Source organism: Parasphingopyxis sp. (assembly GCF_052168295.1).
Classification (GTDB): domain Bacteria; phylum Pseudomonadota; class Alphaproteobacteria; order Sphingomonadales; family Sphingomonadaceae; genus Parasphingopyxis.
In genome coordinates this window covers 75821-97031 of sequence record NZ_JBQLZN010000080.1, presented here as the reverse complement: position 1 = coordinate 97031, position 21211 = coordinate 75821, and the positions used below count along the sequence as shown (strand labels likewise).

18 protein-coding genes are annotated in these 21211 nt (G+C 62.6%); 4 read left to right on the top strand and 14 right to left on the bottom strand.

The window, feature by feature from the left end:
- Positions 1–71: 71 nt before the first annotated feature.
- The 3 genes from rpsB to ACTS1Z_RS13010 all read right to left on the bottom strand — a co-directional run bounded on the left by rpsB (position 72) and on the right by ACTS1Z_RS13010 (position 2770).
- Positions 72–836, bottom strand: a complete 765-nt coding sequence (rpsB, locus tag ACTS1Z_RS13020; protein WP_442624892.1) for a 30S ribosomal protein S2 — start codon at positions 834–836, stop codon at positions 72–74.
- Positions 837–1268: 432 nt separating this feature from the next.
- Positions 1269–2039: a CDP-diacylglycerol--serine O-phosphatidyltransferase gene (pssA, locus tag ACTS1Z_RS13015; protein ID WP_442624891.1), complete on the bottom strand. Its 771-nt coding sequence runs from the start codon at positions 2037–2039 to the stop codon at positions 1269–1271.
- Positions 2036–2770, bottom strand: a complete 735-nt coding sequence (locus ACTS1Z_RS13010; RefSeq protein WP_442624890.1) for a phosphatidylserine decarboxylase — start codon at positions 2768–2770, stop codon at positions 2036–2038. The genes pssA and ACTS1Z_RS13010 overlap by 4 nt, the downstream gene beginning before the upstream one ends.
- 136 nt (positions 2771–2906) lie before the next feature.
- Here ACTS1Z_RS13010 and ACTS1Z_RS13005 point away from each other — a divergent pair, with 136 nt between their 5' ends.
- Entirely contained in the window at positions 2907–4127 is a 1221-nt protein-coding gene (locus ACTS1Z_RS13005; RefSeq protein ID WP_442624889.1) for an NADP-dependent isocitrate dehydrogenase, read from the top strand.
- Between the two features lie 59 nt (positions 4128–4186).
- Positions 4187–5962: a cation:proton antiporter domain-containing protein gene (locus ACTS1Z_RS13000; RefSeq protein ID WP_442624888.1), complete on the top strand. Its 1776-nt coding sequence runs from the start codon at positions 4187–4189 to the stop codon at positions 5960–5962.
- Position 5963: 1 nt separating this feature from the next.
- Here ACTS1Z_RS13000 and alaS read toward each other — a convergent pair whose 3' ends face one another.
- The 8 genes from alaS to dapA form a co-directional block, all read right to left on the bottom strand.
- On the bottom strand, positions 5964–8600 hold the full coding sequence (gene alaS, locus ACTS1Z_RS12995) for an alanine--tRNA ligase (RefSeq protein WP_442624935.1): 2637 nt from the start codon (positions 8598–8600) through the stop codon (positions 5964–5966).
- 71 nt (positions 8601–8671) lie between these two features.
- Complete coding sequence (locus tag ACTS1Z_RS12990; RefSeq protein WP_442624887.1) at positions 8672–9298, bottom strand: glutathione S-transferase family protein; 627 nt, start codon at positions 9296–9298, stop codon at positions 8672–8674.
- Between the two features lie 125 nt (positions 9299–9423).
- Positions 9424–10503 (bottom strand): recombinase RecA, encoded by a 1080-nt coding sequence (gene recA, locus ACTS1Z_RS12985; protein ID WP_442624886.1) that lies wholly within the window; start codon positions 10501–10503, stop codon positions 9424–9426.
- 92 nt (positions 10504–10595) lie between these two features.
- Complete coding sequence (locus ACTS1Z_RS12980) at positions 10596–10952, bottom strand: response regulator (protein WP_442624885.1); 357 nt, start codon at positions 10950–10952, stop codon at positions 10596–10598.
- Between the two features lie 76 nt (positions 10953–11028).
- The gene (locus ACTS1Z_RS12975) at positions 11029–13497 is read right to left on the bottom strand and encodes a response regulator (RefSeq protein ID WP_442624884.1); all 2469 of its coding nucleotides are present in this window, start codon (positions 13495–13497) and stop codon (positions 11029–11031) included.
- The gene (locus ACTS1Z_RS12970; protein WP_442624883.1) at positions 13497–14051 is read right to left on the bottom strand and encodes a DUF2062 domain-containing protein; all 555 of its coding nucleotides are present in this window, start codon (positions 14049–14051) and stop codon (positions 13497–13499) included. The genes ACTS1Z_RS12975 and ACTS1Z_RS12970 overlap by 1 nt, the downstream gene beginning before the upstream one ends.
- Before the next feature lie 22 nt (positions 14052–14073).
- A complete protein-coding gene (gene smpB, locus ACTS1Z_RS12965) occupies positions 14074–14556 on the bottom strand; it encodes an SsrA-binding protein SmpB (RefSeq protein WP_442624882.1) in 483 nt (160 codons plus the stop codon).
- A gap of 3 nt (positions 14557–14559) precedes the next feature.
- On the bottom strand, positions 14560–15441 hold the full coding sequence (gene dapA, locus ACTS1Z_RS12960) for a 4-hydroxy-tetrahydrodipicolinate synthase (RefSeq protein ID WP_442624881.1): 882 nt from the start codon (positions 15439–15441) through the stop codon (positions 14560–14562).
- A 101-nt stretch (positions 15442–15542) separates the two neighbouring features.
- On the opposite strand from dapA, the gene ACTS1Z_RS12955 reads away from it, so the two are divergent.
- Together ACTS1Z_RS12955 and greB are read left to right on the top strand one after the other, a co-directional pair.
- The gene (locus ACTS1Z_RS12955; protein WP_442624880.1) at positions 15543–17552 is read left to right on the top strand and encodes a lytic transglycosylase domain-containing protein; all 2010 of its coding nucleotides are present in this window, start codon (positions 15543–15545) and stop codon (positions 17550–17552) included.
- Positions 17552–18037 (top strand): transcription elongation factor GreB, encoded by a 486-nt coding sequence (gene greB, locus ACTS1Z_RS12950; RefSeq protein WP_442624879.1) that lies wholly within the window; start codon positions 17552–17554, stop codon positions 18035–18037. The genes ACTS1Z_RS12955 and greB overlap by 1 nt, the downstream gene beginning before the upstream one ends.
- On the opposite strand, the gene ACTS1Z_RS12945 is transcribed toward greB, so the two are convergent.
- From ACTS1Z_RS12945 to aspS, 3 genes are all read right to left on the bottom strand, one after another.
- Entirely contained in the window at positions 18034–18450 is a 417-nt protein-coding gene (locus ACTS1Z_RS12945) for a hypothetical protein (protein ID WP_442624878.1), read from the bottom strand. The genes greB and ACTS1Z_RS12945 overlap by 4 nt on opposite strands.
- A gap of 61 nt (positions 18451–18511) precedes the next feature.
- Positions 18512–19297: a polyphosphate kinase 2 family protein gene (locus ACTS1Z_RS12940; protein WP_442624877.1), complete on the bottom strand. Its 786-nt coding sequence runs from the start codon at positions 19295–19297 to the stop codon at positions 18512–18514.
- A gap of 9 nt (positions 19298–19306) precedes the next feature.
- Positions 19307–21097, bottom strand: coding sequence for an aspartate--tRNA ligase (gene aspS, locus ACTS1Z_RS12935; protein WP_442624934.1), 1791 nt, complete (start codon positions 21095–21097; stop codon positions 19307–19309).
- Positions 21098–21211: the final 114 nt, after the last annotated feature.

The following is a 21211-nucleotide window of genomic DNA, read 5'->3' as shown; positions in this document are numbered from 1 at the left end:
TTATTTGCAATTTTTACAATTATCGGCCGCCGGGCTGCGGACCCGGCGGTCGATCGTCCAAACGCCGATTGTTACGACTGGGCTTCGGCAACGGCCGGTTCAGCGGGCGGTTCGACAGCCGCACCGAGATCTTCGCCCGCAGCGGCCGCGGTGGCCTGCGAACCCGCGCCAGCGGCAGCGGCGATCGCTTCGCAGTAGAGGCGAATAGCGCGCGCCGCGTCGTCGTTCGCCGGTACCGGAAAGGCGATACCGTCCGGGCTCACATTGGAGTCCAGGATGGCGACGACCGGGATACCGAGCGTGTTGGCTTCCTTGATCGCCAAGTCTTCCTTGTTGGCGTCGATCACGAACATCACGTCCGGCAGGCCGCCCATGTCGCGGATGCCGCCTAGCGAAAGCTCCAGCTTGTCGCGCTCGCGGGTCAGCTGCAGAACTTCCTTTTTGGTGAAGCCCGAAGCGTCGCCCGAAAGCTGCTCTTCGAGGTTCTTGAAGCGCTTGATCGAGTTCGAGATCGTCTTCCAGTTGGTCAGCATGCCGCCGAGCCAGCGATGGTTGACGAAATGCTGGCCGCAGGACTGCGCCGCTTCGGCGATCGGCTGCTGCGCCTGGCGCTTGGTGCCGACGAAGAGGATCTTGCCGCCCGATGCGACTGTCTGGCCGACAAAGTCGAGCGCCCGCTGGAACAGCGGAACGGTCTGCGACAGGTCGATGATGTGAACCCCGTTACGATCGCCGAAAATATACGGCTTCATCTTCGGGTTCCAACGATGGGTCTGGTGGCCGAAATGCGCCCCGACCTCGAGCAATTGCTGCATTGTGACGGAAATGTCCGCCATAGTCTTTCTCCTTCCGGTTATGCCTCTGGGAAGCAAGAATCAGGGCATCGGCCCCAACACCGGTATGTGCGCTTCCCATGTGGAATGCGCGCCAGATAGGCGCTGTGGCGAGGAAATGCAAGTCCGCGCTTGACCGGAACATTAAAAGAACATAGAGAATAGAACACAAGGCGAACATCAAGGCGTCTTGAAAGCTCGAACGGCATCGCATTGGCAGCCGCAAGATGGAGATCGATATGTTTCAGACACTGGCCGCGATATTCTTCACCTTTGCGCTGATCGCGCCCGTGGCTGTTATCGCGCTGACCTTAAGCGGTAACGGGCGGCGTATCGCAACTGCGCTGGCAGGATCGGGCGGGCGCGCGCCGGACGTCGCTGTGCGTCAAGTTTGTCAACTTCGGGCCGCCAGTATCGGGAAAACAGGCCGTACCGTCAGTCGGCCGGTATCCCGCCGGTTTCAGCCTGTGCGCGCCGCCGCCTGACTTTCGCATAGCTCCAGATGCTGATCGGGATGCTGCCGATATAGGCAATGGCCATCGCCGAGAATGTCACCCAGGGAAGGTTGACGAGCAATACGATCAGGGCGGCGATACCGACGAGCGCGCCAAAGCGCATGCCGCTGCGCAGCCGGATCGACGACCAGCTGAACGTCGCGACATTGGATACCATCAGAAATGCGATAAGCGCGGTCCAAGGCGCAACTATGTAGAATTCGCGAAATACCGGCTCTTCGAACACGAGAGTCAGGAATATCGGCAGCATCAATAGTCCGGCACCCGTCGGAGCCGGCACGCCGGTCAGGAAGCCAGCCGATTTGTGCGGTTGTTCCTCAACGTCGATGCTCGCGTTGAACCGGGCGAGACGCAATGCGCAACAGGCAGCGTAGGCGAGCGCGAATATCCAGCCATAACGCGGCACGGACTCCAGCGCCCAGAGATAGACGATGAGCGCGGGCGCGACGCCGAAAGCGATGACATCCGACAAGGAATCGAGTTCGGCGCCGAAGCGCGTCTGGCCGTTGAGCAGCCGCGCGACACGGCCGTCGAAGCCATCCAATATGCCGGCGATGACAATGAAGGTCAGCGCCGTTTCCCATTTGGCGTCGAGAGCGAATCGCACGGCGCTCAACCCCATGCACAGCGCAAGCACTGTAATGCCGTTGGGGATGATCGCCCGCAAAGGAATGCCGCGCACCGTTTTCATTGCGTGACGCCGAATGCGCGTATGTCCTCGCCGATCTTGGCGATAACCGTCTCGCCGGCGATCATCTTCTGGCCCAGCGCGACGCGCGGCGCGGTTCCGGCCGGCAGGTAGACATCGACGCGGCTGCCAAAGCGGATGAGGCCGACACGCTGCCCAGCGACGACCATATCGCCCGGCTTGACGAACGGCACGATACGCCGCGCAACGAGCCCGGCGATCTGTGTAAAGCCGACCCGCTGGCCGTCGCGCGTTTCCAGCAGGATATGCTGGCGCTCATTATCCTCGCTCGCCTTGTCGAGATCGGCGTTCACGAACTTGCCCGAAATGTAGATGACGTCCTTGATCGTCCCGCTCATCGGCGCGCGATTGATATGGACGTCGAACACGCTCATGAAAATCGATACCCGGCACATAAGCTCGTCGCCGAGCCCGTCCGGGCCGGCCAGTTCGGCCGGCGGTGGCACGTCCCGGATGAGCGTGACCATGCCGTCGGCGGGTGCGATGATCAGGTCGTCGCCCATCGGCGTGACACGCTGCGGATCGCGGAAGAAGGAGGCGATCCAGATCGTCAGCCCGATCAGCGGCCAGGCGATGATGTCCCAGCCGAACCAGAGGAAGAAGATCGCTGCAGCCGCGGAAACGGCCAGATATACATAGGCTTCCGGGTGGATCGGCGGCCATTGCCAACGGACGGTGCGATCATCCTCCGGCGGTTTCTGAAGCTCTGTCATGCGAGCCTGATACAGTCGGCCGCCGCGAAGGACAATCGCCGCCTTTTTCGGCCCCAACCCGGTTGATCGTACCGGTTTTGCACCCTAGACCGGCGCCAAATCTCGAAACTCCCCTATCCGGAAAGCGACACGGCACATGGCGACCAAGATCAAGGTGAAGAATCCCGTCATCGAAATCGATGGCGACGAAATGACGCGGATTATCTGGGAATGGATCCGCGAGCGGCTGATCCTCCCTTATCTCGACGTCGATCTGCACTATTACGATCTGTCGATCCAGAAGCGCGACGAAACCGACGACCGGATCACGGTGGATGCGGCGAATGCGATCAAGGAACATGGCGTCGGTGTGAAATGCGCGACGATCACGCCGGACGAGGCGCGCGTCGAGGAATTCGATCTCAAACGCATGTGGAAATCGCCCAATGGCACGATCCGTAACATCCTGGGCGGCGTCGTGTTCCGTGAACCGATCGTGATCGAGAATGTGCCGCGCCTCGTGCCCGGATGGACGGACCCGATCGTCATCGGCCGCCACGCGTTCGGCGATCAGTATCGCGCGACGGACATGCTCGTGCCGGGCCCCGGCAAGCTGCGGCTCGTGTTCGAGGGCGATGACGGCACGGTCATGGACGAGGAGGTGTTCAATTTCCCCTCCCCCGGCGTCGCCATGGCGATGTACAATCTGGACGACAGCATCCGCGATTTCGCGCGCGCCTCGATGAATTATGGGCTGCAGCGCGAATGGCCGGTCTATCTGTCGACCAAGAACACCATCATGAAAAAATATGATGGCCGCTTCAAAGATCTGTTCGAGGAAGTGTTCAAAAATGAATTCAAGGAACAGTTCGACGCCCTTGGTATCGATTATGAGCATCGCCTGATCGACGATATGGTCGCCAGCGCGCTCAAATGGAACGGCAAGTTTGTCTGGGCCTGCAAGAATTACGATGGCGATGTGCAGTCGGACACGGTCGCGCAGGGCTTCGGCTCGCTCGGGCTGATGACCTCGGTGCTGATGACGCCGGACGGCAAGACGGTGGAAGCGGAAGCGGCGCATGGCACGGTCACCCGGCATTACCGGATGCACCAGCAGGGCAAGGCGACCTCGACCAACCCGATCGCCTCGATCTTCGCCTGGACACGCGGCCTCATCTACCGCGGCAAGTTCGACGAGACGCCCGACGTTACGCGCTTCGCCGAGACCCTCGAGCGCGTCTGCGTCGAGACGGTCGAGAACGGCCAGATGACGAAGGATCTCGCCATCCTGATCGGTCCGGATCAGGCCTGGATGACCAGCGAACAGTTTTTCGAGGCGATCCGCGTCAATCTCGAAGCCGCAATGGACGAGTGGTAGGATAACCCTCCGCCGTTAATCCGGTGACAAATCGCTAGCGGAGCCCCACTAAGCTTCGCATGATCCACGCCATCGAATCGGAAGCATTCGGCAACGCGCTCGTTATTCTGGGCGCGGCGGGCATCGTCATCCCGCTGTTCGCGCGGTTCCGGATCACGCCGATCATCGGTTTCATCATGGTGGGCGTGCTCGTCGGTCCGTCCGGCCTCGGATCGCTGACCGAGCGGGTGCCCTGGCTCGTCCATGTGACCATATCGGACCGCGAGGCGATCGAGCCATTTGCCGAGTTCGGTATCATCTTGCTGCTTTTCTCCATCGGCCTGGAACTCTCGTTCAAACGCCTCTGGGCGATGCGCGGCACGGTGTTCGGGGTCGGCGCGGGCCAGTTGATGGCGTGCGGGATGCTGATCGGTGGCGCGCTCTACGCGATGGGGCAATCGCCGATCGGCGCGATCGGCCTTGGCCTAGCGCTCGCCCTGTCCTCCACTGCACTGGTGCTGCCGATGTCGGGGACGAAAACCCCGGTCGGCAAGGCGGCGCTCGGCATCCTGCTGTTTCAGGATGTCGCCATAGTCCCGATCATCTTCTTCCTCGGCGCGATGGGGCCGATGTCGCAGGATGCCGGTCTTGCGGCGCTGGGGTGGACGTTACTGCTGAGCGTGGTGACGGTTGTCGCGATGCTCGTCGGCGGCCGATTGCTGTTGCCGCGCCTGTTCGCCCAGGCGGCGCGCACAAAGACTCCGGAAGTGTTTCTCGCCGCCTGTCTGCTGGTCGTGATCCTCGCCAGCCTGGCGACAACGGCCGTCGGTCTTTCGCCGATCGTCGGCGCGCTTGTCGCGGGCCTTGTAATCGCGGAGACCGAGTACCACCGCGAGGTCGAAGTCATCGTCGAACCGTTCAAGGGCCTCGCGCTCGGCGTATTCCTGATTACCGTCGGCATGAGCGTCGATATCCCGGTCGTCCTGCAGAATTGGGCGTCGCTGGCGCTGGCCGTCGTCGGTGTCGTGGTCGTGAAGACGATCGTCATCGGTCTGCTGTTGCGCTTTCAGGGCGCGCGGCGTGCCACTGCAGCGGAGGCGGGTATGCTGATGTCCTCGCCGTCCGAAACTACGTTGATCGTGCTCGCTGCTGCGCTGTCGGCGCAGCTCATCCAGCCGTCCACCGCCGCATTCTGGCAGACGGTGACCGCAATCGGCCTCACCATCACGCCGCTGCTCGCGAAGGCCGGCGCCGTCGCCGCCCGGCGGGTCGAGATGCGCGAGAGCAGTGTCGAACTCCCCGGCGAGCATGACGATGACGAGGAGCGCGCGATCATCGTCGGTTTCGGCCGCGTCGGCCGGCTGATCGCCGAGATGCTGACCGAGCACGGCAAACCCTATGTCGCGGTCGATTCCAACATCGATACAGTCGCGCGTGGGCGGCGCGACGGATTTCCGACGATCTTCGGGGACGTATCCCGGCCGCAGCTGCTCGAAAATCTCGACCTCGACCGTGTTTCAGCGCTCATTCTCACGATGGACGATCCGGTCAGCATCGTTCAGCTGACCAAACGCGTGCGCGAGGCCTATCCCGATCTCACCATCGTCGCGCGCGCCCGGGACCCCAATCACGCGGCCGATCTGTATCGTGCCGGCGCAACCGACGCCGTTCCCGAAACGGTCGAATCTTCGCTCCAGCTATCGGAGGCCGTGCTTGTGGACATCGGCGTACCGATGGGGCCCGTCATCGCTTCGGTGCACGAGAAACGGGCGCAGCTTCGCGAAGCGATCATGGAACTGGGCGAGCTGGAATCCCTGCCCCAGCTGCCACGCGAAAAACTGCGCAAATCGAACTGATCTAGCCGCCGATAGCGGATCGGATCGCGTCGAGCGCAGCATCGGCCTTGTCACCGTCGGGTCCGCCGCCCTGCGCCATGTCCGGCCGCCCGCCGCCGCCCTTGCCGCCGAGCGCCTCCACGGCCGTGCGGACGAGCGCGACGGAATCATGGGCATCGGTCAAATCGTCGGTCACCCCGACGGCAACGCTTGCCCGGCCGTCATTTACCGCCACTATGGCAGCGATGCCCGAGCCGAGGCTCGACTTCGCTTCATCGATCAGGCCCCGCAGCGATTTGGGATCGAGGCCGTTGGCGACCTGGCCGAGAAAAGCCGTACCGGAAATTTCTTCGGTCTCGGGCCCGGCAGCGCTGCCGCCGCCCATGGCGAGCGCCTTCTTCGCTTCGGCGAGTTCTTTTTCGAGCCGCTTGCGGTCCTCCGTCAAAGCCGCGACCCGGTCGGGAAGCTCGTCCGCGCTTGTCTTTAACGCGTCGGCTGCGCGCAGCAGCTTGGCCTCGCGGTCGCGATACCAGAGCCGTGCTGCCTCTCCCGTCAACGCCTCGATCCGACGGACTCCGGCGGAAACCGCGCTTTCGGACACGATCACGAACAGTCCAATATCGCCAAGCGCCGAGACATGGGTGCCACCACACAGTTCGACGGAATAATCGGCAGCGCCGTTTCTGCCCATGGAGAGCACGCGAACCTCGTCGCCATATTTTTCGCCGAACAACGCGAGTGCGCCCGCCTCTACGGCTTCGTCCGGCGTCATGAGACGCGTGACGACCGCGGCATTATCGCGGATCTGCGCGTTTACGTCGGCCTCGATCGCGGCGATCTCCTCGGCCGTCACCGCCTTGGGATGCGAGAAGTCGAAGCGCAGCCGATCTTCAGCGACGAGACTGCCTTTCTGCGTCACATGCTCGCCAAGCCGATTGCGCAGCGCCGCATGCATCAGGTGCGTGGCGCTGTGATTCGCGCGCAGCCGGGTCCGGCGATCCACATCGATGGCCAGAGAGACGACCTGCCCGGTTTCGATAGTCCCGTTTTCAACTGTCACATGATGCGCGTGAAGGCGACCGAGCGGCTTGCTCGTATCGCTGACGGTGGCGGCCATCTCGCCGCTCGTCAGCGTGCCGGTGTCGCCCATCTGGCCGCCGCTTTCCGCGTAAAACGGGGTTTGATTGGTGAGGACGATCGCTTCATCGCCGGCGCCGGCCGTGCTCACGGTGGCCCCGTCCTTGACGATGGCGACGACCTGCCCCTCGCCTTCGTCGGCCGTGTAGCCGATGAATTCGGTGCCGCCATGCTCTTCGGCGATGTCGAACCATAATGTGTCCGACGCCGCTTCGCCCGAGCCCTTCCAGGCGGCGCGCGCGGCCGCCTTTTGCTTTGCCATCGCCGCGTCGAAGCCATCGCGGTCGATGCCCAGCCCGCGGCTGCGCAGCGCGTCCTCGGTGAGATCGTAGGGAAAGCCATAGGTATCGTAGAGCTTGAACGCCGTTTCGCCCGCCAGCACGTCGCCCTCACCCATATCGGCCACGGCCTCGTCGAGCAGTTTGAGGCCTTTGTCGAGGGTGCGGCGGAACCGCACTTCTTCATGGTGCAGCGTTTCCTCGACCAGGGGCTGTGCCCGCAGCAGCTCGGGAAAGGCGCCGCCCATCTCAGCTGCGAGCGCCGGGACGAGCCGATGCATCAACGGGTCTTTCGCGCCGAGAATATGCGCGTGGCGCATCGCGCGGCGCATGATCCGCCGCAGGACATAGCCGCGGCCTTCATTGGCCGGCAGCACACCGTCGGCAATCAGGAAGCTGGCGCTGCGCAGATGATCGACGATGACGCGATGCGACGCGGCTGTTTCGCCGTCCGGAGGTGTGCCGGTCAGCTCCGCGCTTTCGGCAATCAGCGCCTTGAACAGATCGATCTCGTAATTGTCGTGCGTACCCTGGAGAACGGCGGCGATCCGTTCGAGGCCCATGCCGGTATCGATCGACGGACTTGGCAGGTCGACCCGCCCCTCCTCGCGCTGATCATACTGCATGAAAACGAGGTTCCAGATTTCGACGAACCGGTCGCCGTCCTCATCCGCCGAGCCGGGCGGCCCACCGGGAATGTGCTCGCCATGATCGTAGAAGATTTCGCTGCATGGCCCGCATGGCCCCGTATCGCCCATCGACCAGAAATTGTCGGCTGTCGCGATGCGGATGATCCTGCTTTCGGGCAGACCTGAAATCTTGCGCCACAGGTCGAACGCCTGATCGTCATCATGATAGACGGTCGCCGTCAGCCGGTCGGGATCGATTCCCCATTCTTTCGTGATCAGGTTCCACGCGAGCTCGATCGCGCGTTCCTTGAAATAATCGCCGAACGAGAAATTGCCGAGCATTTCGAAGAAAGTGTGGTGCCGTGCGGTATAGCCGACATTGTCGAGATCGTTGTGCTTGCCGCCCGCACGCACGCATTTCTGCGAGCTGGTCGCGGTTACATAGTCGCGGCTTTCGAGCCCGGTGAAGACATTCTTGAACGGCACCATGCCGGCATTGACGAACATGAGCGTCGGATCATTGTGTGGCACGAGCGGCGCCGACGGCACCTGAGCGTGCCCCTCGCCCGCAAAGAATTCCAGGAAGGACCGGCGGATATCGTTGGTCGATGTCATGCGCGGCATGTAGGCAAGCCGGACGGTACGGGCAAGCGGACTATGCGCCGATATCGCCGGCGCGTTGCGCCTCACGCATAGGCGTACGCGCCGCCGCGCTGCAACGCCTTCTGATAGGCGGGACGCGCATGGATCGTCTCAAGCCAGGCGAGCAGATTGGGGAAGCGATCGTCTAGACCGGCGCGATCACGCGCCGCCTCCAAGGGGAAGCTCATCATGACATCGGCGGCGGTGAAGCTGTCGCCCGCGAACCAAGGGCGCTGGAAGAGCTCGTCGTTGAGCCAGCGGAGATGCCCGGCCAACATCGCGAGCAACGGTTTGCGCGCGGGTCGGCCGAGTAGGCCGAGGCGGCCGACGACGAGGATCGCCAGCAGCGGCGGCATCATCGACCCCTCGGCATAATGGATGAACTGGCGATATCGCAGTGCCTCGTCGACATGCGCCGGCGCGCCGAGCGTGCCGCCGGCCTTGGCGACCAGATATTCGACGATGGCGCCGGTTTCGATCAGCGTGCGGCCGTCCGTTTCGACGACCGGCGACTTGCCGAGCGGATGGACCTCCTTGAGCGCAGGCGGAGCAAGCATCGTCTTGGCGTCGCGCTCATAGCGTTTGACCTCGTAATCGAGCTCCAGCTCTTCAAGCATCCACAGGATGCGCTGCGATCGCGAATTTTCCAGATGATGGACGAGAATGGTCATGCGCTGCCGTGCCCCCGATCGATCCGAACCCTTTGTTCGCTAGGCAATTCGCTGCCAAAAAGCAAAAGGCCTGCCGTCATAGGCAGGCCTTTCACCATGGGAGCAATCGCAATCGGGACCGAATTCTATTCGTCGGATGCCTCGTCGCTATCCGGACCCGTCATCATCTCTTCGGCCATCTCGTCTTCCTTGCCGCGGATCGCATTTTCAATCTTCGTGCAGATCTCGGGATTTTCGAGGAGGAAGGCCTTGGAGTTTTCGCGCCCCTGTCCGATCCGCGTCGAATCGTAGGAGAACCAGGAACCGGATTTTTCGACGATCCCGGCCTTCACGCCGAGATCGAGTATCTCGCCCATCTTCGAAATGCCCTGGCCGTACATGATATCAAACTCGACCTGTTTGAACGGTGGAGCGACCTTGTTCTTGACGACTTTGACCCGGGTCGCGTTGCCGACGATTTCGTCGCGATCCTTGATCTGGCCGATGCGGCGAATGTCGAGCCGGACGCTCGCATAGAATTTCAGCGCATTGCCGCCCGAGGTCGTCTCGGGGCTGCCATACATGACGCCGATCTTCATCCGGATCTGGTTGATGAAGATGACCATGCATTTCGAACGGTTGATCGAGCCGGTCAGCTTGCGCAGCGCCTGGCTCATCAGCCGGGCCTGCAGGCCGACATGGCTGTCGCCCATTTCGCCCTCGATCTCGGCGCGCGGGACCAGCGCGGCGACCGAATCGATGACGAGAATGTCGATCGCGTTGGAGCGCACCAGCGTATCGGCGATTTCGAGCGCCTGTTCGCCGGTATCGGGCTGCGAAATAATCAGCTCGTCGATATCGACGCCCAGCTTCTTGGCATAGGCCGGATCGAGCGCATGTTCGGCGTCAATAAACGCCGCAGTGCCGCCGGTCTTCTGCGCTTCGGCAATGGTGTGCAAGGCCAGCGTCGTCTTGCCCGAGCTTTCCGGCCCGTAAATCTCGATAATGCGCCCGCGCGGCAGGCCGCCGATACCGAGCGCGATGTCGAGACCGAGCGAGCCCGTAGACACGGCGTCGATCTCGATCGCTTCGCGCGATCCGAGCTTCATCGCGGAGCCCTTCCCGAAGGCCCGGTCAATCTGTGCGAGTGCGGCGTCGAGCGCCTTCTGCCTGTCCATATCGCCTTTTTCGCCTTTGGAATCGATCACTTTGAGATGGGCTGCCATTGCCTGTTTCCCTCCTAGATGCTCCGCGCCACTGGTTCAACGCTGACGCATCTGTATACGCTTTGTTCTCAAAGAACAAGTAGGGAACAAGATTAAGGCGAGAGGACGGACTTTATCGCCTCATCCACGCCTTCCAGCGTGAACGGCTTTTCCAGGAACAGGCGGTCACGGTGCCGTTCGGGGGGCGGCTCGATATCGCCGCCGCTGGTGAACAGGAACGGTTTTCCGCTCGCTTCGAGCGCGTCGGCGATCGGCCAGCTCGGCTCCCGATTGCTGAGATTGACGTCCAGGATCGCGACGTCGAACACCTCCTCTTCCAACGCGGCGAGCCCGGATTCCACAGAATCGACGATCTTCACGGGCACATGCCCGAGCGATTCGATGAAATCCTCCAGCATCATGGCGATCAGGCTTTCATCTTCGACGATCAATACACGAGTTTCGGACATGGACGGGCCCTATTCCCATTCAGCGCTGCGATAAAGCGAAATCGGGAAAGCGCTGATACCACGCACCGGTATACGGTCAGCTATCGGTCGTATCCAATATGGATTGGACCGCTTCCGCCAGTTTTTGCACCGAAAACGGCTTCGGAAGGAAATGGACCTGCTCGATATCGATGGATTTTCGCAACTGCTCCTCGGCATAGCCCGACATGAAGAGGATCGGCACATCCGGCATTGTCGCGCGCAGCTCCTGCGCCATGGCCGGGCCGTCCATCCCCGGCATGACCACATCGGACAGGATGAGGTCGAAATCCTGACGCTCGGCGATGATCTCCAGCGCATCTTCCCCATCCCGCGCCGTGACGACCGCATAGCCCTGCCGCGAAAGCGCCCGCTCGGCGACGGCGCGCACCATATCCTCGTCCTCTACGACCAGGATCGTGCCGCTGCCCCATGGTTCGGCGCTGGCGGTTTCCGGCGCTTTCGCCGTTTTACTCTCTTGCTGTTCGGCCGGTTCGGTTTCGCGATCTGCGGTCGGCACGTCCGGGCGGAGGTCCTCCTCTCCACCATGCACCGGCAGATAGACCGTAAACGACGTTCCCTTGCCGACTTCCGAATCGGCGAAGATATAGCCGCCGGATTGCTTCACGATGCCGTAGACGGTGGAAAGGCCGAGCCCGGTGCCCTTGCCGACCTCCTTGGTGGTGTAGAACGGCTCGAATATCTTGCCGAGCGCTTCGGGCGCGATCCCGATCCCTGAATCCGTAAGCCGGAATGCCGTATATTCGGCGGGCGGCATTACATCGTGCCCCATCGCATCCACCTCACGCGGCGTCACGGCGAAAGTCTCGAGCTTCAGCACACCCCTGCCCTCATTATCCGTGCGCGCCTGGATCGCATCGCGCGCATTTACCGCGAGATTGACGATCACCTGCTCCAACTGGCCGGGGTCCGCCCGTACGGGGCCAAGATTGCGGCCGTGCCGGATATCCAACGAAACGGTTTCGCCGAGCAGCCGCTTGAGCAGGTTCGAGACTTCGGAGACCACATCGGGAAGCTGCAGGATTTGCGGGCGCAATGTCTGCTGCCGCGAAAAGGCAAGCAACTGCCGCGTCAGTCCGGCCGCCCGGTTCGAGTTCGATTTGATCTGCTGGATGTCGTCATAGTCGCTGTCGCCGGGCGTATGGCGCATCAGCATCAGGTCACAATGGCCGATGATCGCGGTCAGGATATTGTTGAAGTCATGGGCAACACCGCCTGCGAGCTGCCCCACCGCCTGCATCTTCGTCGCCTGCGCGACCTGCCGCTTCAGCTTCTCGTCCTCGCTATTGTCCTTGAGACTCAACAACACCGCCGCATCGCCAAGGCCGGGTGCCCCGGCGACGGTCATTGCAACCGTTTCGTCAGGCTGATGCTTGAGCCGAAGTGCAATATCGGCGGATATCGAGGCGCTATTGGCGAAACGCCGCACCGCGTTGGCGACCGCCGTCTTGTCCTCGTCGACGACCAGATCGCCGGGATATACGGGCTGCGCGTCGTCGGCGAGACCCGCCGCCCGCCGAAAAGCGCTATTCATGTAGAGAAAACGCCCGTCCCGCTCGGCAAGCGCCAGGCCCAGCGGCAACATCCCCAGTAACGCCTGAATATTGTGCCGATCCGCCCCCTGCCCCGGTCCGACTATGTCGTCGAGCAGGAAGATCAGCAGCGGGCCATCGCCGCCATCCGGCGCTATCGGCACCTGAACGAGGCGCAATGGAGGACCGTCCTCGCCTTCGCGGGCAAGCCGCAGCAATTCGTCTTCGCCGGTCTCGAGCAACGCCGTGAATTCCTTGGAGCGAATCCGCTCCTGCGGCGTATCGAGCGCACGATGACGGAATACCTGATTGGCCGCGATCATCTTGCCGTCGGCGTCCACGAGCACGCCCATGACGCCCGCGACGCCAAGGGCCTTCCCCGCCCCGCTTTCGAGCAGCCGCCGCGCATCGCCGACCAGATCGGCCGCAGCCGCGGGCGCGAACCGCCAGACGAGAAAGTCGCCCATCTCGCCGCCGCGCTCCACGACCGCGTCGTAGCGCCCGCATTGTGTGACCAGAGAAGCCGCGCTGCCCCGGCCGTCGCGCCAGGCCGTGCGGCCCGCGTTCGTCAATCGGTTCACGCCGTCATCGGGCAATGGCAGGGCCGGCGGCGTCGGCGCATCGCGAAACTCGCGCTCATAATGGTGGTTTGCGGCGATCAGCACGCCGTCGCGATCGGTCACGGCAACGGGCATCGCGGCACTCTCGATGGCCGCTCGTATCAGAGCACGATCGGGGCCCGTCGATTTTGCGGCAACCTTAACCGGCCGGCGCCGCGCGAAGATGAGAGCGATGCCCAATGCGGACACGAAAAGCGCCGCGAACCCGGCCGCAAAAAACGGGCTCTCGAGCATGAACATCAGCAATGCAGCCGAGCCGATGCCCGCAAATGTGACGAGCACGAGCAATGCGCGATCGGCGAAAACATTTGTCGCGATACTCGGTTTGCCCCCCGATGACGCCCGGCTTGCCATCAGCTCTGCTCCGGGCTCTCATGTGACCGGTGGCGCCGCTTCCAGCGCCGAGCGACGCGGTAGCGCCAGAACCAGTCGGCCAGCATATAGGCCAGTACCGCACTTACGATCGCTATTACGAACAGTCCGCCGAGAAGCGCCGGCGCCGCATCGGTGGCGAACCATGCCAGCCACTCGGACACACCCGCTTGCCGGTCGATCAGCGTCTGGAAATGCGCGGGATCGGCTTCGAGCCCGAACACATTGTTGCCGACGAACACACCGCCGATCAGGATTAGCGGGGTGGTAATCGGATTGCTGGTGAAGGTCGTCGCGGCCGCTACCGGGATATTCGCCCGAAACGGCAAGGCCAGCAAAGCCGAGACGATCATCTGGATGCCGGGTATCATGACCAATATGCCGACGACCATGCCGAGCGCGGCGCCGCGCGGAACGGAGCGGCGATTGAACCGCCACAGATAGCTGTGCATCACGCGGCTTGCGAAGGGCTTGATAAAGCGGTTCTTCGCGAGTTCTTCGCGGCTCGGCGAATGCTTGCGGATCCACCGCATCATCGGGCCGGCTTCGCGCCGGGAATCAGCCACGGTCACGCAGCAGGCGACCCTGTTCCCTCTTCCAGTCACGCGCCTTTTCACTCGCGCGCTTGTCATGCTGCTTCTTGCCCTTGGCGAGGGCCAGTTCGACCTTCGCCTTGCCGCGCGAATTGAAGTAGACGGAAAGCGGCACGAGCGTCATGCCCTTGCGTTCCACGGCCCCGCGCATCTTGTTGATTTCCCGCGCATGGAGCAGCAGCTTACGCGGGCGCCGCGCCTCATGGTTGAAACGGTTGCCATGGCTGAACTCGGGGATGTTGGCGTTGATCAGCCAGACTTCGCCGTCCTGCACATCGGCATAGCTTTCAGCTATCGTGCCCTCGCCGAAGCGCAGCGACTTCACCTCTGTCCCTGTCAGCGCGATTCCCGCCTCGAACTTCTCGTCGATCGCATAGTCGTACCGCGCGCGCCGGTTCTCGGCGACGGTCTTCACTTTGTCGAAGGTGGTGGGTTGCGGACGCGCCATGGCTCAGCTCTCTAGCACACCTGCATGAGCAAGGGCTGAATCGACGCTGGCCTGCGCCGCTTCGGAGGGCCAAGTCATCGGCAACCGCAGTTCGCCGGGAAATCCGGGTCGTACTTTGGTCAGCGCATATTTCGCCGGGCCGGGCGAAGCGTCCGCGAACATGGCATCATGCAGCGGGTAGAGCCGGTCGTTGAGCGCCAGTGCTTCCTCGGTATCGCCGCGCGCCCAGGCCGCCTGAAACTCTGCACATAGTCGCGGCGCGACATTGGCGGTAACCGAGATACAGCCGACGCCGCCCATGGCGAGATAACCGAGCGTGAGATAGTCATTGCCCGAGAGCTGGCAGAAGTCTTCGCCACATGCTGCCCGCTGCGCGCTGACCCTGTCCATGTCCGCGGTCGCATCCTTGACGCCGATAATCGAGGGGAATTTGCGCAACCGCTGCATCGTCTCCACCGCGATATCGGAAACGGTGCGGCCAGGGACATTATAGAGTACAATCGGCAGGTCGCAGGCTGAAACGATCGCCTCGAAGTGCCGGTAGATGCCCTCCTGGTTGGGCTTGTTGTAATAGGGCGGCACGACCAGCCCGGCCGTTGCGCCCAGTTCCTGCGCTTTCGTGATATTCTTGATGGCCGATTGCGTGTCGTTCGAGCCGCAGCCCGCGATTACGGGGACGCGCCCGCCGGCCTGATCGACGCAGACGCGCACGACCTCGAAATGCTCGTCGAACGTCAGCGTGGCCGCCTCGCCCGTCGTGCCGCAGGGCACGAGCGCGCTGCTGCCTTCCTCGATTTGCCAGTCAATGAAGCTTCTATATGCCGCTTCGTCGAACGATCCGTCGCGAAACGGTGTCACCAGAGCCGGAATCGACCCGCTGAACATAAATTTCTCCTTCACCTCCACATGTTTGCGCGGCATATCGACGGCAAATCACCGGGGCTCATTCATTGCCAGATAAGGATTGTGCGCGCACGATGTCCAGCATGATAAAAAAGACCATTGCAATCATGGCGCTCGGCGCTGCCGCCCTGATCGGAACCGCCAGCGCGTCGGCCCAATCGCTGACGTCCGAACAGCGCGCCTGGTATGCGAGCCGGCTCGGCGTTTCGGGCGCCGGTTCCGTCGGTTCGGTTCCGCGAGCGCATCCGCTCGGCGAAGCCATCCTGCGCTGGAACCGCTTGCAGCAGAGCGACGCCCTGCCCTTCAACGACTATGCGAGCTTTCTCGTCTCGCATCCGGGATGGCCGGGCGAAGACCGGTTGCGCCGCATTGCGGAGAACCAGATCCCGGTCACGGGGACGTCGGCGCGGTCGCTCGTTGCCTTTTTCGAGCGGTTCGAACCGCTGACGGCGTCGGGCGCTTTGCGATACGCCGAAGCGCTTGCATCGCTCGGGCGCAATGATGAGGCGGCGGCACAGGCGCGCCGGGCCTGGCGGCTCGGTTCGTTCAACAGCGCCTCGGCTTCGGCCGACGAAGGCGTCATTCTTTCGCGTTTCGCGGGCGCGCTGTCGGCCGAAGATCATGACATGCGGTTCGACTATCTCCTCTGGCAAGACGATGTGTCGGCGGCGGCGCGGGTCCTTTCGCTGACTTCTGCGTCGCGGCGCGATGCCAACTCGGCCCGCTTGCGGCTGGCGACCGGCGCCGGCGCCGAGGCCGGTGGCGCGGCGATGGGCGATGCCGGCTATGTCGCCGAACGGGCTATGTGGTTGCGTAACAACGGCCGTTCGCTGGAGGCGCGGCGCCTGCTCGCCAACCGGCCGACGCTGCAATATCGGCCAACGGACGCCGAGGAATGGTATGAAGTGCTGCTCCTGAACGCGCGGGCCGCGGCGAACGACCGGCAATGGTCGACCGCCTTCGACATCGCCAGCAAGGTGGACGACGCTTTCGCGCCGGGCACGGATATCAGCGGGGAATCGCTGGGCGTGCGGGACGATTATACGAGCCTGACCTGGCTCGCCGGGACCACGGCGCTCTGGCAGCAGAACCGGCCGGCCGATGCGATCGGCATGTTTGAGCGCTATGGCCGCGCGGCCCGTACGCCGCAGACCCGCACGAAAGGCCTGTACTGGGCCGGTCGTGCCGCCGAAGCGGCGGGCCAGCGCGATCGCGCAACGGCCTTCTACGAAGAGGCTGCCGTCTATTACGACTATTTCTACGGCCAGCTTTCGACCGAGCGGCTGGGTCGCGAGTTGCGCATTCCGACGTCCGCGCGGCAGGATTTCGCCGCCATGGCGCGCGAGAGCCGCTTTGCCGGCAGCGAACTCGTCGCGGCGATCCGCATGCTCGGCGAACTCGGTGCCTGGAACACGCAGAGCCGCTTCCTGCGCGAGCTTGCTCAGCAAGTCGAAACCGATGCCGATCATCATTTTGCCGCGCAGCTGTCCAGCCAGATCGGTCGTCAGGACCTGGCAGTGATGACCCACCGCAGCGCGCGGGTGAACGGATTCGATGCGAGCGCCTATGGCTATCCGACGGTGCCGATGCCGGCCAGTGCCCGGCGGTTCTTCACGCCTGTCCATGCAATTGCGCGGCAAGAGAGCCAATTCGATCCCCGCGCGGTCAGCCATGCTGGCGCACGCGGGCTCATGCAGTTCATGCCGGGCACCGCTCGTGAAGTCTCTCGCTGGATTGGCCGTGGTTACAGCCAATCCGCGCTGACGAGCGATACGCAATATTCGATCCTGCTGGGCCGGGCCTATTACGAGCATCTGCTCGAACGCTGGGGCAACCATGTGCTGGCGGCCGCGAGCTATAATGCCGGTCCCGGCAACGCCAATCGCTGGATTCGCGCCAACGGCGATCCACGCCTCGGCAGCGTCGATATCGTGCGCTGGATCGAGGAAATCCCGATCTTCGAGACGAAAAATTACGTCCAGCGCGTGCTCGAAAACGCGGTCATGTACGATCTCCTGCATCCGGACCGCGCCTTCATGCCGCGTTCGAACGCACCGCTTTCGCGCTATCTGGGCAAGTCCACGCCGGGCTGATGGCCGACCGGGTCAATTACATCACGCCCCAAGGATATGCCGCACTCAAGGCGGAATATGAGAAGCTCTTCCGCGAGGAGCGCCCGGCGCTTGTCGAGACGATTAGCTGGGCGGCTGCCAATGGCGATCGCAGCGAGAATGGCGACTATATCTATGGCCGCAAGAAACTGCGCGAGATCGATAGGCGGCTGAATTTCCTCTCCCGCCGCATGAAGGCGGCGCAGATCGTCGATCCGGCGGAACAGCCCGACAAGAACCGCATTTATTTCGGCGCGACAGTCACCATGGTCGATGAGGACGATCGCGAGCGTACGGTAACGCTGGTCGGGGAAGACGAAGCCGAGGCATCGGCGGGACGGATCAGCTGGATTTCACCGATGGCCAATGCGTTGAAGCGCGCGGCGGTCGGCGATTGTCGTACCGTCCGGCTGCCGTCAGGTCCCAAGGACTACGAAATCATCGAAATACGCTATCCCGAAGCCTAGTAGCGGCGCAGTCCATACCGGTTGCGGGTGTGGACGAGCGCGGTGCGGATTTCCGCATCGGTCAGGCGATAGTCGCGATCCGTGTCCGCCCAGCGCCGGAAGAAGACATTGGCGCTGTCCGCCTCCGCGTCGCTGATTTCGCCGTCTGGACCCAGCGCATAGTGATCGAGCACGAATTGCTGGCCCTCCCGCGTTTCGGACAGCCACGGATCGAGCTTGTCCGCGCCGCGCCCGCGGAACGGGTTGGGCAAACGGTCCGCATAGCGATGCCGGCCGTGATAGCCGTTGCCGCCGCGATAATCGTTCGCATAATAGCCTGAGCCGTAGCCACGGTCGTAATAACCGTCATGGGCGCAGCCGGTCGTCAGCGCTGCCGCGCCAATTGTTACAGCCCATATTCGCAATAGCTTCATCGCCGCGTCTCCTTTACGCAAATATCGCACAGGAAAAGCGGAGCGCGCAAATGTCCCTAAACTAGTCCTTCTCGCCTGTCCCCAAATGGGACGCTGCAAGGTCAGCGACTTCGGGATCAACATCGGGCGGGTCCATTGAAACCTGCTCTTCAAGCCGATCGGCGATATGTTGCAACGCGGCGATCCGCGCGGCTTTCTTGTCGTTTCCATCGATCGCCGTCCATGGCGCCCATCGTGTATCGGTACGCGCGAACATGTCCTGGATCGCTTCGAGATACTCGCCGCGCTTGGCGCGGTTGCGGAAATCGTCTTCGGTGAGTTTCCAGCGTTTCCACGGATTTTCGAGCCGCTTGCGGAAACGCTCGTCCTGCTCCTCTTGCGTCACATGCATGAAAAGCTTGATGATCGGCGTACCGCTGTCCTTCTGCTGCGCCTCGAACTCGTTGATCTCGTCATAGCCGCGGCGCCATTCGCTCTCCGAGCAATAGCCTTCGACCCGCTCGACGAGTACGCGGCCATACCAGGTGCGGTCGAAGATGTTGATCTCGCGACTGCCGGGCAGCTTGTTCCAGAATCGCCAGAGGAAATGGCGGGCTTTGGCCTCGGCAGTCGGCGCGCCGATCGGCCAGACTTCGAAGAAACGCGGATCCCAGCGGCCCGTCAACCGCCGGATGGTTCCGCCTTTGCCAGATGCGTCCCAGCCCTCGATGGCGATAACGGCACGTTTCGCTTTGGAGATATAGGCCGCCTGAATATGGGCGAGCCGCTCCTGCAGCTCGATCAGCGCCTCGTCATAGTCGCCCTCGAACGCCGCGCCCATTTCGTAATCGTGTAGATCGATCGCCATGCAGCTCCGCTAACCTTCCTTGGGCGGCTCTACAATCCTGATGTTAAGCTCGCGTAGCTGGCGCTGGTTAACGTCCGAAGGGGCGCCCATCATCAGATCCTCGGCCTTCTGGTTCATCGGGAACAGCACGACTTCGCGCAGGTTCGGTTCGCCGGCGAGCAGCATCACGATGCGGTCGATGCCCGGCGCGGACCCGCCATGGGGCGGAGCACCATATTTGAAGGCATTGATCATGCCCGAGAAATTCTCGTCGACATCGGCCTTGGAGTAACCGGCAATCTCGAACGCCTTGTACATGATGTCCGGCCGGTGGTTCCGGATCGCGCCCGAACTCAACTCAACACCGTTGCAGACGATATCATATTGCCAGGCGAGGATATCGAGCGGGTCCTGCGTTTCCAGCGCCTCCATCTCTCCCTGAGGCATCGAGAAGGGATTGTGGCTGAAATCGACCTTCTGCTGTTCCTCGTCGAATTCGTACATCGGAAAATCGACGATCCAGCAGAATTTGAAGACGCTCTCGTCGATCAGGCCGAGCTCTTCGCCAAGCTTCGTCCGCGCACCGCCGGCCAGCCTGACCGCGTCCGCTTCCTTCCCCGCGGCGAAAAAGACGCTATCCGCTTCGCCAAGGCCCAATTCTTCGAGCAGTTTCGCCGTCTTTTCCTCGCCGTGATTGTTAGCGATCGGACCGGACGGCGCGCCCTCCTTGCGATTGATGTAGCCGAGGCCGGCAAATCCTTCGCCCCGCGCCCATTCGTTCATGCTGTCGAACCAGCGGCGGCCCTTGTCGCCGGTGTTCGGCGCGGGAATCGCGCGGACTACCCCGCCCGAGCCGACGATATTGGCGAAGAGGCCGAAATCGGAGCCTTCGAAATGGCTCGAGACGTCCGTGATCTCCAGCGGATTGCGCAGGTCCGGCTTGTCCGAGCCATATTTGAGCATCGCTTCGGCGAAGGGAATACGGACGAAATCGGGGTCGACGGTCCGGCCTTTCCCGTCCCAATCGGCGAATTCCTCGAACACGCCGCGCAGCACGGGCTCGATCGCCCGAAACACGTCTTCCTGCGTGACGAAGCTCATCTCGAAATCGAGCTGATAGAATTCGCCCGGGGACCGGTCGGCGCGTGCGTCCTCGTCGCGGAAGCAGGGGGCGATCTGAAAGTAACGGTCGAAACCGGCGACCATGATCAGCTGTTTGAACATCTGCGGCGCCTGGGGCAGCGCGTAGAACTTACCCGGATGGATACGGCTCGGGACCAGATAGTCGCGCGCGCCCTCGGGCGAGGAAGCCGTCAGGATGGGCGTCTGGAACTCGGTAAAGCCCTGCTCGATCATGCGCTTGCGGATCGAGGCGATCACGTCTGACCGGAGCAGGATATTCTTGTGCATGCTCTCGCGGCGCAGGTCGAGATAGCGATATTTCAGCCGGATATCTTCCGGATAGTCGGCCTCGCCCGCCACCGGCATCGGCAGCTCCTCGGCCGCCGATTGCACGTCCACCGCCTGAGCGCGGACCTCGATTTCGCCGGTATCGAGCTTCGTATTGATGAGGTCGGCCGAACGCGCGACAACTTTCCCGGTCACCGTTATCACCGATTCCGAGCGCAGGCTCTCGAGCGTCGCGAAAGCCGGCCCATCGACCTCGGTGACGATCTGGGTGATGCCGAAATTGTCACGCAGGTCGACGAAAACGAGATCGCCATGATCGCGCTTGCGATGGACCCAACCCGACAGGCGGACTTCCTCGCCGACATTGTGGCTGCGCAGTTCGGAACAATTATGGGTACGATATGTGTGCATGGTCATGCGCGGCTCCATAGCGGAAAGGGCCGGACTCGCAAGCCGCGATATGCGCGCGTCAGGCTCCTGTTAGAAGCCAATCCCATCGCGGATATCCTACATAATAATGTTTGC

Coding starts and splice junctions, on each gene's coding strand:
- rpsB (WP_442624892.1), bottom strand. CDS start 836: ATGGCGGACATTTCCGTCACAATGCAGCAATTGCTCGAGGTCGGGGCG.
- pssA (WP_442624891.1), bottom strand. CDS start 2,039: ATGAAAACGGTGCGCGGCATTCCTTTGCGGGCGATCATCCCCAACGGC.
- ACTS1Z_RS13010 (WP_442624890.1), bottom strand. CDS start 2,770: ATGACAGAGCTTCAGAAACCGCCGGAGGATGATCGCACCGTCCGTTGG.
- ACTS1Z_RS13005 (WP_442624889.1), top strand. CDS start 2,907: ATGGCGACCAAGATCAAGGTGAAGAATCCCGTCATCGAAATCGATGGC.
- ACTS1Z_RS13000 (WP_442624888.1), top strand. CDS start 4,187: ATGATCCACGCCATCGAATCGGAAGCATTCGGCAACGCGCTCGTTATT.
- alaS (WP_442624935.1), bottom strand. CDS start 8,600: ATGACATCGACCAACGATATCCGCCGGTCCTTCCTGGAATTCTTTGCG.
- ACTS1Z_RS12990 (WP_442624887.1), bottom strand. CDS start 9,298: ATGACCATTCTCGTCCATCATCTGGAAAATTCGCGATCGCAGCGCATC.
- recA (WP_442624886.1), bottom strand. CDS start 10,503: ATGGCAGCCCATCTCAAAGTGATCGATTCCAAAGGCGAAAAAGGCGAT.
- ACTS1Z_RS12980 (WP_442624885.1), bottom strand. CDS start 10,952: ATGTCCGAAACTCGTGTATTGATCGTCGAAGATGAAAGCCTGATCGCC.
- ACTS1Z_RS12975 (WP_442624884.1), bottom strand. CDS start 13,497: ATGGCAAGCCGGGCGTCATCGGGGGGCAAACCGAGTATCGCGACAAAT.
- ACTS1Z_RS12970 (WP_442624883.1), bottom strand. CDS start 14,051: ATGATGCGGTGGATCCGCAAGCATTCGCCGAGCCGCGAAGAACTCGCG.
- smpB (WP_442624882.1), bottom strand. CDS start 14,556: ATGGCGCGTCCGCAACCCACCACCTTCGACAAAGTGAAGACCGTCGCC.
- dapA (WP_442624881.1), bottom strand. CDS start 15,441: ATGTTCAGCGGGTCGATTCCGGCTCTGGTGACACCGTTTCGCGACGGA.
- ACTS1Z_RS12955 (WP_442624880.1), top strand. CDS start 15,543: ATGATAAAAAAGACCATTGCAATCATGGCGCTCGGCGCTGCCGCCCTG.
- greB (WP_442624879.1), top strand. CDS start 17,552: ATGGCCGACCGGGTCAATTACATCACGCCCCAAGGATATGCCGCACTC.
- ACTS1Z_RS12945 (WP_442624878.1), bottom strand. CDS start 18,450: ATGAAGCTATTGCGAATATGGGCTGTAACAATTGGCGCGGCAGCGCTG.
- ACTS1Z_RS12940 (WP_442624877.1), bottom strand. CDS start 19,297: ATGGCGATCGATCTACACGATTACGAAATGGGCGCGGCGTTCGAGGGC.
- aspS (WP_442624934.1), bottom strand. CDS start 21,097: ATGCACACATATCGTACCCATAATTGTTCCGAACTGCGCAGCCACAAT.